15 protein-coding genes are annotated in these 14076 nt (G+C 72.0%); 13 read left to right on the top strand and 2 right to left on the bottom strand.

Features of this window, described 5'->3' with window-relative positions; genetic code table 11:
• Positions 1-308: 308 nt before the first annotated feature.
• Together argG and AQJ54_RS18370 are read right to left on the bottom strand one after the other, a co-directional pair.
• The gene (argG, locus tag AQJ54_RS18375; protein WP_020139126.1) at positions 309-1763 is read right to left on the bottom strand and encodes an argininosuccinate synthase; all 1455 of its coding nucleotides are present in this window, start codon (positions 1761-1763) and stop codon (positions 309-311) included.
• Between the two features lie 131 nt (positions 1764-1894).
• Positions 1895-2587, bottom strand: a complete 693-nt coding sequence (locus AQJ54_RS18370) for a LuxR C-terminal-related transcriptional regulator (RefSeq protein ID WP_062022678.1) — start codon at positions 2585-2587, stop codon at positions 1895-1897.
• Positions 2588-2737: 150 nt separating this feature from the next.
• Between AQJ54_RS18370 and AQJ54_RS18365 the strand changes: the two genes are divergently transcribed.
• From AQJ54_RS18365 to AQJ54_RS18310, 13 genes are all read left to right on the top strand, one after another.
• Positions 2738-3874, top strand: a complete 1137-nt coding sequence (locus AQJ54_RS18365) for a sensor histidine kinase (protein WP_248845373.1) — start codon at positions 2738-2740, stop codon at positions 3872-3874.
• A gap of 138 nt (positions 3875-4012) precedes the next feature.
• Entirely contained in the window at positions 4013-4999 is a 987-nt protein-coding gene (locus AQJ54_RS18360) for an ABC transporter ATP-binding protein (protein WP_079069901.1), read from the top strand.
• On the top strand, positions 4992-5744 hold the full coding sequence (locus AQJ54_RS18355; protein ID WP_062022670.1) for an ABC transporter permease: 753 nt from the start codon (positions 4992-4994) through the stop codon (positions 5742-5744). Before AQJ54_RS18360 ends, AQJ54_RS18355 begins: the two co-directional genes overlap by 8 nt.
• A gap of 115 nt (positions 5745-5859) precedes the next feature.
• Positions 5860-5988 (top strand): aborycin family tricyclic lasso peptide, encoded by a 129-nt coding sequence (locus AQJ54_RS45005; protein WP_107121080.1) that lies wholly within the window; start codon positions 5860-5862, stop codon positions 5986-5988.
• 74 nt (positions 5989-6062) lie between these two features.
• Positions 6063-7916: a lasso peptide isopeptide bond-forming cyclase gene (locus tag AQJ54_RS18350; protein ID WP_063806429.1), complete on the top strand. Its 1854-nt coding sequence runs from the start codon at positions 6063-6065 to the stop codon at positions 7914-7916.
• A complete protein-coding gene (locus AQJ54_RS18345) occupies positions 7913-8176 on the top strand; it encodes a lasso peptide biosynthesis PqqD family chaperone (protein WP_062238546.1) in 264 nt (87 codons plus the stop codon). The genes AQJ54_RS18350 and AQJ54_RS18345 overlap by 4 nt, the downstream gene beginning before the upstream one ends.
• Positions 8173-8703, top strand: coding sequence for a lasso peptide biosynthesis B2 protein (locus AQJ54_RS18340; RefSeq protein ID WP_063806428.1), 531 nt, complete (start codon positions 8173-8175; stop codon positions 8701-8703). The genes AQJ54_RS18345 and AQJ54_RS18340 overlap by 4 nt, the downstream gene beginning before the upstream one ends.
• Complete coding sequence (locus AQJ54_RS18335; RefSeq protein ID WP_062022661.1) at positions 8703-9668, top strand: ATP-binding cassette domain-containing protein; 966 nt, start codon at positions 8703-8705, stop codon at positions 9666-9668. The genes AQJ54_RS18340 and AQJ54_RS18335 overlap by 1 nt, the downstream gene beginning before the upstream one ends.
• A complete protein-coding gene (locus AQJ54_RS18330; RefSeq protein WP_062238544.1) occupies positions 9665-10534 on the top strand; it encodes an ABC transporter permease in 870 nt (289 codons plus the stop codon). Before AQJ54_RS18335 ends, AQJ54_RS18330 begins: the two co-directional genes overlap by 4 nt.
• A gap of 23 nt (positions 10535-10557) precedes the next feature.
• On the top strand, positions 10558-11082 hold the full coding sequence (locus tag AQJ54_RS18325; protein WP_211278547.1) for a MauE/DoxX family redox-associated membrane protein: 525 nt from the start codon (positions 10558-10560) through the stop codon (positions 11080-11082).
• Positions 11079-11855 carry a DsbA family protein gene (locus tag AQJ54_RS18320; protein ID WP_079069899.1) on the top strand — a complete coding sequence of 259 codons (777 nt, stop codon included), beginning with the start codon at positions 11079-11081 and terminating at the stop codon, positions 11853-11855. Before AQJ54_RS18325 ends, AQJ54_RS18320 begins: the two co-directional genes overlap by 4 nt.
• Positions 11852-13174, top strand: a complete 1323-nt coding sequence (mslH, locus tag AQJ54_RS18315) for a lasso peptide C-terminal Trp epimerase (RefSeq protein WP_063806427.1) — start codon at positions 11852-11854, stop codon at positions 13172-13174. The genes AQJ54_RS18320 and mslH overlap by 4 nt, the downstream gene beginning before the upstream one ends.
• 139 nt (positions 13175-13313) lie before the next feature.
• A complete protein-coding gene (locus tag AQJ54_RS18310; RefSeq protein WP_062022651.1) occupies positions 13314-13988 on the top strand; it encodes a response regulator in 675 nt (224 codons plus the stop codon).
• Positions 13989-14076: the final 88 nt, after the last annotated feature.

The following is a 14076-nucleotide window of genomic DNA, read 5'->3' as shown; positions in this document are numbered from 1 at the left end:
GAAACCTTGCTTCACAGTTCCGACCCGGACGACTCCTTCACTTCCTCACCCCAACTGCCGCTCATTCACGACAGGTTGTTTGAAATCCCGGGCGTGTGCCGTGCCGTTGCCGTGCCGTCGGGCGGGCGGTTTCCGATGCCGGGCTCCGTCGGTCCCCGGACACGCGGAAGGGCCGGTCCCCGCACCGATGGCGGCGTGGGGACCGGCCCTTCTCCAGTTGTGGCGCGTCAGTCCGTGCCGGACGTTGCGGCGCGTCAGCCAATGCCGAATGCTGCGGTGCGTCAGTCCGGGCCGGACGCCGCGGCGCGTCAGTCCGTGCCGAACTCCATCGCCGCCCGGTCCAGCAGGGCCTCGTCCTCCGAGACCTCGCCCCGGGACGCGATCGCCTCGGCGCCGCCCTCGGGGAGCTCCGGCATGGTGCCGATGAGGCCCGTCGCGGCGGCCTGGGACGCGCCGATCGTGGGGCTGCCGGTGCCGATCAGGCCGAGGCCCGCGTACTGCTCCAGCTTGGCGCGGGAGTCGGCGATGTCGAGGTTGCGCATGGTGAGCTGGCCGATCCGGTCCACGGGACCGAAGGCCGAGTCCTCGGTGCGCTCCATCGACAGCTTGTCCGGGTGGTACGAGAACGCCGGACCCGTGGTGTCGAGGATCGAGTAGTCCTCGCCCCGCCGCAGCCGCAGGGTGACCTCACCCGTGACCGCCGCGCCGACCCACCGCTGGAGCGACTCGCGGATCATCAGGGCCTGCGGGTCCAGCCAGCGGCCCTCGTACATGAGACGGCCCAGGCGCCGGCCCTCGTTGTGGTACTGGGCGAGGGTGTCCTCGTTGTGGATCGCGTTGACGAGCCGCTCGTAGGCCGCGTGCAGCAGGGCCATGCCGGGCGCCTCGTAGATGCCGCGGCTCTTGGCCTCGATGATCCGGTTCTCGATCTGGTCGGACATGCCGAGACCGTGCCGGCCGCCGATCGCGTTGGCCTCCATGACCAGGTCGACGGCGGAGCCGAACTCCTTGCCGTTGATGGTCACCGGGCGGCCCTGGTCGAAGCCGATCGTGACGTCCTCGGGCGCGATCTCGACCGACGGGTCCCAGAACCTGACGCCCATGATCGGCTCGACGGTCTCGATGCCGGTGTTCAGGTGCTCCAGGGTCTTGGCCTCGTGCGTGGCACCCCAGATGTTGGCGTCGGTGGAGTACGCCTTCTCCGTGGAGTCCCGGTACGGCAGCTGGTGCGCGACCAGCCACTCCGACATCTCCTTGCGGCCGCCGAGCTCGGTCACGAAGTCCGCGTCCAGCCACGGCTTGTAGATCCGCAGGTTCGGGTTGGCGAGCAGGCCGTAGCGGTAGAACCGCTCGATGTCGTTGCCCTTGAAGGTCGAACCGTCGCCCCAGATCTGGACGTTGTCCTCCATCATCGCCCGCACCAGGAGCGTGCCGGTGACGGCACGGCCCAGCGGGGTGGTGTTGAAGTACGCCCGCCCGCCCGAGCGGATGTGGAACGCCCCGCAGGTGAGCGCGGCGAGCCCCTCCTCGACCAGCGCGGCCCGGCAGTCGACCAGGCGCGCGATCTCGGCCCCGTAGGTCTGCGCGCGACCGGGCACCGAGTCGATGTCGGGCTCGTCGTACTGGCCGATGTGCGCGGTGTAGGTGCAGGGGATGGCGCCCTTGTCGCGCATCCACGCGACCGCGACGGAGGTGTCGAGACCGCCGGAGAAGGCGATGCCGACGCGCTCGCCGGCGGGGAGGGACGTGAGGACCTTGGACATAGGAAGATTATGCATCACGACGCATGGTCATGCAAAGCCCTCGCGTGGGGGCCTTCACGTGATGCGCGTCATCTCTGGAGGAGGCGGGCGTGCCGAGGCCGCGGCACGCCCGGCCGTCCGGGGCCGGACCGTCAGGCGGGTTGCGGGAGGGCGGTGTCCGCCTGCTCGCCGAAACCGGCGTCGCGGGCGCGCAGTGCGGCGGCGGCCCGGTCGTGCACCTCCAGCTTGGTGAAGATGCGCGAGACGTAATTGCGCACCGTCTTCTCGGCGAGGAAGAGTCGCCGGGCGATCTGGCGGTTGTTCAGGCCGTCCGCGAGCAGTTTCAGTATCTCGCCCTCCCGGCTGGTCAGCCGGGAGAATTCGGGGGGCTCCGGAAGTCTTTGCATGGTGGCGAAATATTTGCTGAAACGGGCGGCGATCGTGGGGCTGAAGGCGGCGCCCCCGCGCGCCACGATCGGCAGGGACTGCAGCAGTTCCTCCGGGCACGCGATGCGGGCCAGATAGCCGTTCACCCCCAGGCGGAGGGCGGAGACGATCACGTCGTCGTACTCGTTCTGCGACACCACGACGATCCGTGGCCGGGACTTCTCCTGGCGGTAGGTGGACAGGACCCAGGCGACGTTCCTGCAAATGGCCCGCTTGCACGACGGTTCACCGATGATCACGACGTCGGGCCGGAGCGGATTGCTCTTGAGACATCGAAGCCCGCGGGACTCGTCCACCGCGGCGCCGATCAGGTTGACACTGTCGTCCTGTTCGACGATCGCTTCCAGTCCGGCCAGGAAAACGGGATCCTCACTGAGAATGAACAGGTTGATCCGCACGACTTGACACCCCCGTGTTATAGACGTACTCGCCTGCAAAGACCGTGCCAGCCTAGGCGCCCGAAGCGGATGTTCAACGCCGAGTAAAGGCGTATGGTCGCCTTCAGGCCGAGTTGGACGTCCGTCTGATCGAACCCATAGGTTCGGCGCATGGGAGATGTCTCGCGCCGACGTCTGATCATGCTCGACGGGGCGGCCGCCCTCGGGTTCGCCCTGCTCCCTCAGCTGGCGGTGGTACGCCCCGGTACCGGCGGCACACCCGACGGGGTCACCGTCGCACTGCTCTCTCTCGTCACCGCGCTTCCGCTCGCCGTACGACGCCTGTGGCCGGTCCCGGTGTTCGCGGTCGTCCTCACCGGATCCTGCGCGGCGCTGGCCGCCGGACTCGGTCCGGCCGTCTTCCTCGCCGCCGCCTACGCCCTCTACATGGTCGCCACGACACGGCGGCAACAGCTCGGGCGGTCGGCCGTGCTCGTCGGCGGGGCGAGCGCGGCGGGCGCTGCCCTGCTGACGGTGACCGGCGGCAGCAACTACCAGGGCGGCACTCAGGCGGTGCAACTGCTGTTCGGGCTGCTGGTGTTGGGGACGACGTGGGCCGCGGGGGCGGCCGTACGGGAGCGACGTGAGAGTCTGCGGCGGACCATCGAGCAGGCGGCCGAACAGGCCAAGGTCGAAGAACGCATGCGGATCGCCCGGGACATCCACGACGTCGTCACCCACAGCGTGGGCCTCATCGCGATCAAGGCCGGTGTGGCCAACCACGTCGTCGCGACCCACCCCGAGGAGGCGCGCGAGGCCCTCACCGTCATCGAGGAGGTCAGCCGCCGGGCGCTGCGTGACATGCGGGCCACCCTGAAGGTGCTGCGCCGCGAGCACGGCGACGAACAGCGGGACCTCCAGCCCGTCCGCGGCCTGGCGGACCTGCCCCTGCTGGTCCGTACGGCCGAGGCGGCGGGCGTCGGCGTCGAGCTGCGCACCGACCAGGCGGAGGAACCGCCCGACGGTGTCGCGCTGGCCGCCTTCCGCATCGTCCAGGAGGCGCTGACCAACGTCGTCAAACACGCCGCCCCGACCCGCTGCCTCGTCCGCGTCACCGCGCGGGCCGGACTGATGACGATCGACGTCACCGACGAGGGACCGGGACCCGGGCACCGCGCGACCGTCCCCGGCGGCGGCATGGGACTCGTCGGGATGAAGGAACGGGTCGCCGCGCACGGCGGCACCCTCACCGCGGGGCCCCGGCCCGGTGCGGCCGGCTTCCACGTCCTCGCGACACTGCCGTACTGAGGACGGCCCGGACCGCGGTTCGAAAGTGTGGCCGAAAAGGATTTCATACCCTGGTATGAGTCCCCGTCGTGAAGTCGTCCCGTGCCGTCCCGACCCCGGTCCGATGTCCTCGGCGGCCGCCGCGGCCAGACTCGTCGTGTGATTGACGTCCAGAACCTGACGAAACGGTACGGGCAGGCTACCGTCGTGGACAGCCTGACCTTCACGGTGCGGCCCGGAGCCGTCACCGGCTTCCTCGGACCCAACGGCGCCGGGAAGTCGACCACGATGCGGATGATGCTGGGCCTGACCCGCCCGGACACCGGGACCGCCCGGATCGACGGGCGCGCCTACGTCGACCTGACCTACCCCCTCCGGCACGTCGGCGCCCTGCTGGAGACCTCGGCCCCGCACCGCGGCCTGACCGCCCGGGACCATCTGCGCTGGCTCGCCCAGAGCAACCGGATCGATCCGGGCCGGGTGGGCCAGGTGCTGGAGACGGTCGGGCTGTCGGACGCCGCCCGGCGCAGGATCGGCACCTTCTCCCTGGGCATGGGACAACGGCTGGGCCTCGCCGCGGCGTTGCTCGGTGACCCGCCCGTGCTGGTGCTCGACGAACCGGTCAACGGCCTGGACACGGAGGGCATTCGCTGGCTGCGCGACCTGCTGCGCTCGATGGCCGACGAGGGCCGTACCGTCCTGATCTCCAGCCACCTGATGACCGAGATGGCCCTGGTCGCCGATCACCTGGTCGTCATCGGCCGCGGCCGACTCCTCGCGGACACCGGCATGTCGGAGTTCCTCGCGCGCCACGGACGCTCCTCCGTCCGCGTGCGCACTCCTGAACCCGAACGTCTCGCACGGGAGTTGGCAAGCTCCGGTGCCACCGTGACGCGTATCCCCGGCGGCGGACTCGACGTCGTCGGGATGCCGGCCGCGGACGTCAGCCGGATCGCGGCGAAGGGCGGCTTCCCGCTCGACGAACTCAGCACCCACGCCGGTTCGTTGGAGGACACCTTCCTCGGGGTCATCGACCAGGCGGGCGCGGCCCACGGTACGGGCGTCGACGACGGCACCACCGGCACCACCGGCTCCACCGGCTCCACCGGCACCACCGGTGAGGAAGGCAGGAACTCCCGTGTCTGAGACTCTCGCGGCCGTACGCGCCGAGACGACCAAGCTGCGCGGCATCCGCGGCACCCAGGTGTCGCTGCTGCTGTTCGCCGCGGTCAGCATCCTCATCGCGGCCCTCGGCGGCTGGTCCGCGAAGAACGCGCTGGAGTCCGACAACCCGAGCCTGCGCTCCGACTTCACCCCCGAGCAGGCCGGCCTCGACGGCATCCTCTACGGCCAGCTGGCCCTGATCGTGTTCGGCGTGCTCGTCGTCACCAGCGAGTACACGTCCGGGATGATGCGCGTCTCCCTGCTCGCGGTGCCCCGGCGGGGACGCCTGTACGCGGCGAAGATGGGCGTCACCGCCCTGGCGGCCCTCACCGCCTCCGTCCCGGTCACCGTCCTCGGCTACCTGGTCACGCAGGCGGCGCTCGGGTCCCACGGCTCCTCGCTCGGCGCCAGCGGTGTCCCGCGTGCCCTGGCCGGCTCCGTCGTCTACCTGACCCTGATGTGCCTGTTCGCGGCCGGGGTCGCGGCCATCGCCCGCAGCGCCGTCGTACCGCTGGCCGTCCTGCTGCCGATGGTGCTCGCCGGAACGCACATCCTGTCGCTCATCGGAGCGACCAAGGAGATGGCCCGCTACTTCCCTGACCAGGCCGGAAACGAACTGCTCACCGTCGACTCCCCGCACACGGCCTTCGGGTTCACGGTGCTGCTCGCCTGGACCGTCGCCGCCGTCGGATGGGGATGGGTGCGGCAGCGGCGGTGGGACAGCTGACAGGACCGGCATAGGACAACTGCCCCATGCCGATGGGACATTCAGCCCCGTAGCTTCCCTGACAGATCACGGGCCGAACAGGTCGGCCCGAACGATCCGACACGGGAGGACATCCATGTCCGCTGTTTACGAGCCGCCCATGCTGCAGGAAGTCGGCGACTTCGACGAGCTCACGAAGTGCCTCGGCGTCGGAAGCTGCAACGACTTCGCCGGCTGCGGCTACGCGATCGTCTGCTTCTGGTGATCACCTCCGGTGCCGGTGCGTTCACGCGCACCGGCACCATCCGGGGGCAACGAGGGGACGGGGATCGAGGCGACATGGAATTCGTGGTTCTTCCGGACAGTCCGGACGCTGCAGCCGTGGCCGGCCGACTGCGGGCGAAACGGCGCGTAGACCACGCGTCAGGGCGGCCCTGGATCGTCGGCGACTGGCGCGAGAGCGAGATCACCACGCTCCACGCGGGCCCGCGCCGACTGGCCGTGCTGGGACACACCCGGCTCGACGAGACCACCACAGTGGCCGCGCTCGGCAGGCTGCGCTCGCTGCACGACGCCGACGCGATCGCGTCCCGGCTGCCGGGCGTCTTCCACCTGGCGGTCTCCCTGGACGGCAAGACCCGTGTGCAGGGTTCGGTGGTCGGTACACGACAGATCTTCACAGCCGTCCTCGACGGCGTGACCATCGCCGCGAGCGGACTGGAGCCGCTGCTCCGGCTGACCGGCGCCGACCTCGACGAGAGAGTCCTCGCCGCCCGTCTGCTGGCCCCCGGCGGCCCGCCCTGGCCCCTCGCCCAGCGCCCCGTGCGGCGCGGCATCACGCCCCTGACCACAGGTCACTGGCTGGAACTGGACAGGGACGGCCGGGCCCGGCAGATCCGCTGGTGGGAACTGCCGGAGCCGACCCTCGGCCTCGCCGAGGGAGCGGCCGCCGTCCGCTCGGCACTGGACGACGCGATCACCGCCCGGGTCACGACCGGCGGCACCCTCAGCGCCGACCTGTCCGGCGGCCTGGACTCCACCTCACTGTGCTTCCTCGCCCACGCGGCGGGCGCCGACCTGGTCACGTACCACGTGATGCCGATCGACAGCGCCAACGCGGACACCGTATGGGCCCGCAGGGCCGCGGAGTCCCTCCCGGCGGCCCGGCACCACATGCTCTCCGCCGACCGAGCCGAGAACCTGTTCGACGTCGGGTACACCGCCGACCTCGTGGGAGCGGCCCCGGAAGGACCCTCGACCTGGGCCTCCGGACTCGCCCACATCCAGGACCTGGCCAAGCGGGCCACGGCGGAGGGCGCCACGCTGCACCTGACCGGCTTCGGCGGCGACGAGCTGTTCGGCCGGATGCCGGCCTGCGCCTGGTCCCTGGCCCGCGCCACGCCGGTCGACGGGCTGCGGCTGGTCAACCGCTACCGGCTCGCCAACCGCTGGCCGTGGCGGTCGACGCTGCGGGCGCTGCTGGACCGGTCGACGTTCACCCAGAACCTCGGCGCAGTCGCCGCCCGGATCGACACCCCGCCCCCGCCCGTCGACGAGCCCGACTTCGGCTGGGTGTTCGCGCCCCGCCTGCCCTCCTGGGCCACTCCGGACGCCGTGGCCGCGGTCCGTGACCTGCTGGTCGAGGCCGCCACGCAGGGACCGGGGCCGTTGGACGCCGACCGGGCCCGGCACCAGGCGCTCGCCTCGCTGGTCTTCGAGGGAACCACCGTCCGCCAGGTCAACACCGCACTCGCGGGCACCGGCATCACCTGGGACGCGCCCTTCCTCGACGACCGGGTGGTGGAGGCGGCCCTGGCCACCCGCATCGACCAGCGACTGCTCGGCGGCAGGTTCAAGCCACTGCTCACCACGGCCGTACGGGGCCTCGTCCCCGCCGACGTCCTGGACCGCCGCGACAAGGGCGAGTTCAGCGCGGAGGCGTTCCGGGGCCTGGCCCGCAACCGGGCCCGGATCCTGGAGCTCTGCGAGGACTCGCGGCTCGCCCGGCTCGGGCTCATCGACCCGGTGGCCTTCCGTGCCGCGGTGCTGAATCCGGGCCCGATGTCCCATCACCTCATGCCGATCGACACCACGGTGGGCTGCGAGAGCTGGCTCAGGACGCATCCCCGGACGCGTCCCGGGACACACCCCCTGCCCGCCACCCAGGACCCGCACTCGGGAGAACTCGGATGAAGCTGACCCTCGCCCGCGACGTCACCCTCACCGCCGTCGACACGGGCGCCGTGCTGCTCGACGGGCGGCGCGGCCGCTACTTCCAGCTCAACCACTCCGGCGCCGGAGTCCTGCGCCGACTCCTCGACGGGGACGCGCCCGACGCGGCCGCCGCCGGCCTGTGCGCCGCGGCCCCGGTCAGCGACGCCCAGGCCCGGCAGGACGTCCAGGCCCTCATCGACGCGCTCAGCGCGGCCCGTCTCGTGGAGGTGGCCTCATGACCACTCCCGCCGTGGCCGAACAGGCCCCGCGACTGCCGTGGCACCGGCAGTTCGCCCCCCGCTGCGCGGCCGGTGCGGCCCGCCTGCTCGTCCAGCTGCCCCCGGCCCGCCTGCACCGCGTGCTGGGCGTGCTCAGCAAGGGGTCCCGCCCCGCCGGATACGCCGAGGTGGCGCGGGCCCGCCGGGCGGTCGTCTCGGTCAGCACGCGCTGCGCGGGACTCGGCTGCCTCCAGCGCTCCGTGGCCACCGCCCTGCTGTGCCGCACGCGCGGCCGGTGGGCCGACTGGTGCACCGGGTTCAGGACGCAGCCCTTCGGCGCCCACGCCTGGGTGGAGGTCGACGGACGGCCGGTGGACGAGCCGGGCGAACTCAGCGCGTTCCGCACGGTCCTGGCCGTGCGCCGCCCGAGCGAGCACCCCCGTCCCTCCGGCGACAGCCCCGGCGCGTCCGGCGAGAACCCCGGCGGGCCCGGCGAGAATCCCGGCGCGTACGGCAGGAGCCCGGGCCGCATCGACGGGAGCCGCTGATGACGGCGATCCGAGCCGAGGGCCTCTACGCGTACTACGGCACCACCGCGGCCGTGAACGGCCTCGACCTGACCGTGCCCACGGGCAGTGTGTACGGCTTCCTCGGACCGAACGGCGCGGGCAAGACGACCACCATCAACATGCTGATCACCCTGCTGCGTCCCACCGCGGGCCGCGCCGAGGTCGCGGGCTTCGACGTCGCCGGCGCGCCCGCCGAGGTCCGCCGCCGGATCGGCATCGTGTTCCAGGAGTCGACCCTCGACCTGGACCTCTCCGCCGCCGAGAACCTCCGGTTCCAGGCCGACCTGTGCGGACTGTCCCGCCGCGCCGGGAGCCGGGCCATCGACTCGCTGCTCGACCTGATGGACCTGTCCGAGCGCCGCAGAGTGCCGGTACGGCAGTTCTCCACCGGCCTGCGCCGTCGACTGGAGATCGCCCGCGGCCTGCTCGCCGAGCCCCTCGTGCTGTTCCTCGACGAGCCGACGACCGGTCTGGACGCCCAGACCCGTGCCGCGGTCTGGGACCATCTCGAGCGGCTGCGACGGGAGCGGGGCATCACGGTCTTCGTCACCACCCACCAGCTGGACGAGGCCGAGCACTGCGACCGGATCGCGATCGTCGACCGGGGCAAGGTCGTCACCGAGGGCACCCCCGCGGACCTCAAGTCCGTCATCGGGGCCGACCTCGTCGCCCTGCGCACCGAGGACGACAAGCGCGCCGCCGAAGCCCTGCGCGAGCGGTTCGGACTCCTGGCGGAGCCCACCCCGGACGGCCTGCTGTTCCGGGTCGAGCGCGCATCCGCCCTCGTACCCCGCCTGTGCACCGAACTCGGCGTGACAGTGCGCGAGGTGAGCATCGACCCGCCCACGCTCGACGACGTCTTCCTGCACCACACCGGTCTCGCCATCCGGGAGGCCGCGGCCGGCCCGCGCACCCTGGGCGACCTCGGGGAAGGACTGCGATGACCCGGACCGACACCGCACCGGCCGCACTCGGCGACAGCACGGCCCCGACACCGCCGGCCGAGCGGTCCCGCCACCCCGCCCGCCCCGTCCTGCTGCTGTGGCGGCGCGAGATGATCCGCCTGCGGCACAATCCCGTACGACTGGCCATGGGCCTCGTGACGCCCCTACTGTTCCTCGTCGTCCTCGGCACCGGTCTCGACGCGGCCTCGTCCAGCCTCGGAAAGGCCCAGCTGAACGACTACCGGGCCTATCTGTTCCCCGGCACGCTGGTCATGTCCGTGCAGGCCCCGGCGATCGCCGTGGGCATCTCCCTGGTGTGGGACCGTCGGCTGGGCGTGCTGCGCCAGATGCTCGTCGCTCCGTTCCCGCGCGCCGCCATCGTCTTCGGCCTCGCCCTCGGCGGAGCCACCACGGGTGCGGTCTACGGCCTGATGGTGCTGTCCGTCGGCGGCATCGCGAACATCCGCTACACCCCCATGCTGCTGGCCGTGCTGCTCGAACTCCTGCTGGTCTCCCTCATGTTCACCTCGCTCGGACTGCTCGCCGCCGTCACCATCCGGCAGGTGGACACCTTCCAGGTCGCGGTCAACCTGAGCCTGATGCCGCTGATGTTCTTCTCCGGCGCGATGTTCCCGCCCAACGGCCTGCCGGGCTGGCTGGACACCGTCGTCAAGCTCAACCCCCTGACGTACGGCGTCGACGCGGTCCGCCGGACCCTGCCCGGCCCGGACGTGCTCACCTCGGAGCAGACCCGGCTGATGCTCGGCGGCTGGCACCCGCCCGTGGTCGCCGAACTGGGCATGATGGCCGCCCTCACCGCGCTCGCGCTCGGCTTCGCGGGCTACCGATTCAGCCGTACGTCATGAGCCGGGAAGGACAGCGCACGGCTGTGATCACGGCCGATGCGGCGAAGACGGCCCTCGCCCCGCCGGCGGCCCGGACCCGGGCGGGCCTGGTGCGGCTGACGGCGCGGCTGACGCTGGCAGCGGTCCTCGCCTACGCCGCCCTGGTGAAGGTGGGGGACCTCACGGAGGCCGGCCGCACGGTCGCCCTCTACCGGATCGTCCCCGACGACCAGGCGCAACTCATCGGCGGCGTCCTGCCCTTCGTCGAGCTGGCGATCGCCCTCCTGCTCGCGGCCGGGCTGGCGACCAGGGTCGCGGCGGTGGGCACGGCCGTCCTGCTGGTCGTCTACGTGGCGGCCATCGCCTCGGTGTGGGCGCGGGGCATGTCCATCGACTGCGGGTGCTTCGGCGGCGGGGGCACGCTCAGCGACGGCGCCGAGCGGGGCTACGCGATCGACATCGCGCGCGACCTGGTGCTGCTCGGCGCGGCCGCCCTCCTGATCCGCCACCCGCGCACCCCGTACGCGCTGGACAGCTGGGTCCTGGACCCGAAGGAGCGAGAAGCATGACGGACACAGGGACGACGGACACAGGGACGACGGACGCAGGGAAGACGGACACAGGGACGACGGACGCCATGGTCCGCGAGATGGTGCACCGGCGACAGCGGCGGCGGCGCACAACGGTGGTTTCACTGGTGGCCGTGGTGGTGGTCGCGGCCGCCGCCCTGGTCGGCGCGGGCCTTGTCCGGGCCACCAACACCGCCCCGGACAAGGCGCCGAGCCGCGTGCCGGCCGGGGTCGCCGCCGACAAGTCGGGGGTGGCTGCCTCCACCGGTGCCGTCCGGGTCGACGTCTACCTCGACTACCTCTGCCCCGAGTGCCGCCGTACCGAACGGGCCCTGAACTCGGCACTCGGGAGCCTGCGTTCGCGCGGCGGGGTGAGTGTCGTCTACCACCCGGTCGCCTTCCTCGACGACCGCAGCGCGCCCGCGGGCTACTCGACGCGCGCCGCCTCCGCAGCGGCCTGCGCGGCCGACGCGGGCAGGTTCGAGCAGTACTCCACCGTCCTGTTCGCGAAGCAGCCCGCCGAACAGGGCCCCGGCCTCAGCGAGGCCCAGCTGATCGCCGCGGGCAAGGAGGCCGGCATCACCCGGGACTCCTTCGCGCGCTGTGTCGAGGACGCCCGGTTCCGGCCCTGGGTGCAGTACGTGTCCGACGTGGCCGCCTCCCGCAAGGTGGCGCTGACACCGACCGTGACGGTCGACGGCCGCCGCGTCGACGTCACCGGCCCCGATCCCGGCGCCGCGCTCACCCGTGAGGTCACGGAGGCTCGACGATGACCCGGCTGACGGTGGCCCTGTCCGGCGACTGCATGGTGACGCGAGGAGGACTGATCACCTCCGACCCGGCCGCCGAACGGCTCCGCGATCTGCTGCACGGCACCGACTTCGCCGTCACCAATCTGGAGGTCGTCCCCAGCGACGGACGCGGACATCCCGTCCACAACGCGGCCGGCGGGGGCTGCCTGATCGCGGACTCCGCGGTGCTCGACGAGGTCACGGCGGCCGGATTCTCCGTACTGGGCTGCGCCAACAACCACGCCATGGACCTGGGAACGGAGGGCGTGCTCGGCACCGTGGACCTGCTGCGGGCGCGGGGGATCCCGTACGCCGGCATCGGCGCCGACCTCACGGGCGCCCGCCGCCCCGTCTACGCCGACCGGCCGGGCGGCAGCCTGGCACTGCTCTCCTGCACCGCGACCTTCCTGCCCGGGCAGGAAGCGGCCGACCCGTCACCTGAGCTGCCCGGCCGCCCCGGTCTCAACCCGCTGCGGCACACCGCGACCATGCAGGTCACGGCGGACCAGATGGACGTGCTGCGCACGATCGACGCCGAGACGGGCCTTCGGGCCCGGCGGGCCGAGGCCCGCGCCCTCCTCGGAGTCGACCCGGCCCTGCTCGGCCCCGACCGGCTCGCCCTGTTCGGCACCCGCTTCCGTACGGCGGACGCGCCGGGCTTCACGACCGAGTGCGATCCGCGCGACCTGGACGAGATCGCCCGCTGGGTCGGCGAGGCCCGGCTGCGCGCGGACCTCGTCGTGGTGAGCGTGCACTCCCACGAGCCCGGCCCGACGCCCGAGACACCGGGCGAGTTCCTGCGCGTGTTCGCCCACCGGATGATCGACGAGGGCGCCGACGCCGTGGTCGGACACGGGCCGCACTTCCTGCGCGGAGTGGAGCTGTACCGGAACAAGCCGATCTTCTACAGCCTGGGCAACATCGTCAGCCAGATCGAACTGACCGACCGCGTCTCCGCCGAGGACTACGCCAAGGTGACCGCGGAACGGCCGCTCACCCCCGGCCGCTACTACGACCGGCTCAGCGGACACGGCACCCGGCTGTTCGCCCCGCACCGCCGCTACTGGCAGTCGCTCGTCCCGGTCCTCACCTTCGAGGACGGCACCCTGACCGCGGCCCGGCTGCACCCGGTCGACCTCGGCTTCGGCCGGCCGGTCCACCGCCGTGGCCGCCCCCGGCTGGCCGACCGGGCCGAGGCCGAGAAGACCCTCACGGACGTCGCCCAGCTGTCCCAGCCGTACGGGACGGCGGTCGAGGTCATGGACGACGGCACCGGGGAGCTGGCGCTCGACGTGGCGTGAAACGGTATACGGAGCAGTCGAGTTGGCTGGGCGACTCCACATAAATGGCGAGGCAACCCCGCTAAAGTGGCGAGGCGACCCCGCTGAAGTGGCGCATACCGTCAAACCCCGCATGCGGACGAGGATCGAGGATCACGCAATGGCCGAGGCGGTCCGGGTCCTGATCGCGGACGACCAGGCGCTGCTGCGCGGCAGCTTCCGGGTCCTGGTCGACTCCACGCCCGGCATGGAGGTCGTCGGCGAGGCGGGGGACGGCGCCACCGCCGTACGCCTCACCCGCGCGCTCGCGCCGGACGTCGTCCTCATGGACCTCCGTATGCCCGTCATGGACGGGATCGCGGCCACCCGGGAGATCTGCGCCGACGAGAAGCTCTCCGGTGTCCGGGTGCTGGCCCTGACCATGTTCGACATGGACGAGTACGTCTATCCGGCGCTCCAGGCGGGCGCCAGCGGCTTCATGCTCAAGGACGCCTCGCCGTCCGACCTGGTCAACGGCATCCGGGTCATCGCCACCGGCGAGGGCGTCCTGGCTCCGACCGTCACCCGGCGCCTCATCTCCGACTTCTCCCGCCGCAGCGGGACGGCACGCCCGGCTCCCCGGCTCATCGGGCTGACCAACCGGGAACAGGAAGTCCTCGTGCTGATCGCCAACGGACTGTCCAACCAGGAGATCTCCGAACGCCTGGTCATCAGCATGCCCACAGTGAAGACCCACGTGGGCAGCCTCCTGGCCAAGCTGCACGCCCGGGACCGCGCGCAGCTGGTCATCATCGCCTACGAGAGCGGCCTGGCCGAGCGGGGCATGCCGGCCTGATCGCCGTAGGGGCGGGCCCGGACACCGCGCTCGCCGAGCCGTCCGGGGACGGCCGGGCCGCGCGTCCTCCCCGAGCGCCTACCCTTGA

Source organism: Streptomyces griseorubiginosus (assembly GCF_001514195.1).
In the GTDB taxonomy this organism is placed as follows: domain Bacteria; phylum Actinomycetota; class Actinomycetes; order Streptomycetales; family Streptomycetaceae; genus Streptomyces; species Streptomyces griseorubiginosus.
This window is presented reverse-complemented; position numbering and strand designations above follow the sequence as displayed.

Excerpts from the sequence above, each read along its gene's own strand:
- argG (WP_020139126.1), bottom strand. The coding sequence starts at position 1,763 with ATGTCCAAGGTCCTCACGTCCCTCCCCGCCGGCGAGCGCGTCGGCATC.
- AQJ54_RS18365 (WP_248845373.1), top strand. The coding sequence starts at position 2,738 with ATGGGAGATGTCTCGCGCCGACGTCTGATCATGCTCGACGGGGCGGCC.
- AQJ54_RS45005 (WP_107121080.1), top strand. The coding sequence starts at position 5,860 with ATGTCCGCTGTTTACGAGCCGCCCATGCTGCAGGAAGTCGGCGACTTC.
- AQJ54_RS18350 (WP_063806429.1), top strand. The coding sequence starts at position 6,063 with ATGGAATTCGTGGTTCTTCCGGACAGTCCGGACGCTGCAGCCGTGGCC.
- AQJ54_RS18345 (WP_062238546.1), top strand. The coding sequence starts at position 7,913 with ATGAAGCTGACCCTCGCCCGCGACGTCACCCTCACCGCCGTCGACACG.
- AQJ54_RS18340 (WP_063806428.1), top strand. The coding sequence starts at position 8,173 with ATGACCACTCCCGCCGTGGCCGAACAGGCCCCGCGACTGCCGTGGCAC.
- AQJ54_RS18335 (WP_062022661.1), top strand. The coding sequence starts at position 8,703 with ATGACGGCGATCCGAGCCGAGGGCCTCTACGCGTACTACGGCACCACC.
- AQJ54_RS18330 (WP_062238544.1), top strand. The coding sequence starts at position 9,665 with ATGACCCGGACCGACACCGCACCGGCCGCACTCGGCGACAGCACGGCC.
- AQJ54_RS18320 (WP_079069899.1), top strand. The coding sequence starts at position 11,079 with ATGACGGACACAGGGACGACGGACACAGGGACGACGGACGCAGGGAAG.
- mslH (WP_063806427.1), top strand. The coding sequence starts at position 11,852 with ATGACCCGGCTGACGGTGGCCCTGTCCGGCGACTGCATGGTGACGCGA.
- AQJ54_RS18310 (WP_062022651.1), top strand. The coding sequence starts at position 13,314 with ATGGCCGAGGCGGTCCGGGTCCTGATCGCGGACGACCAGGCGCTGCTG.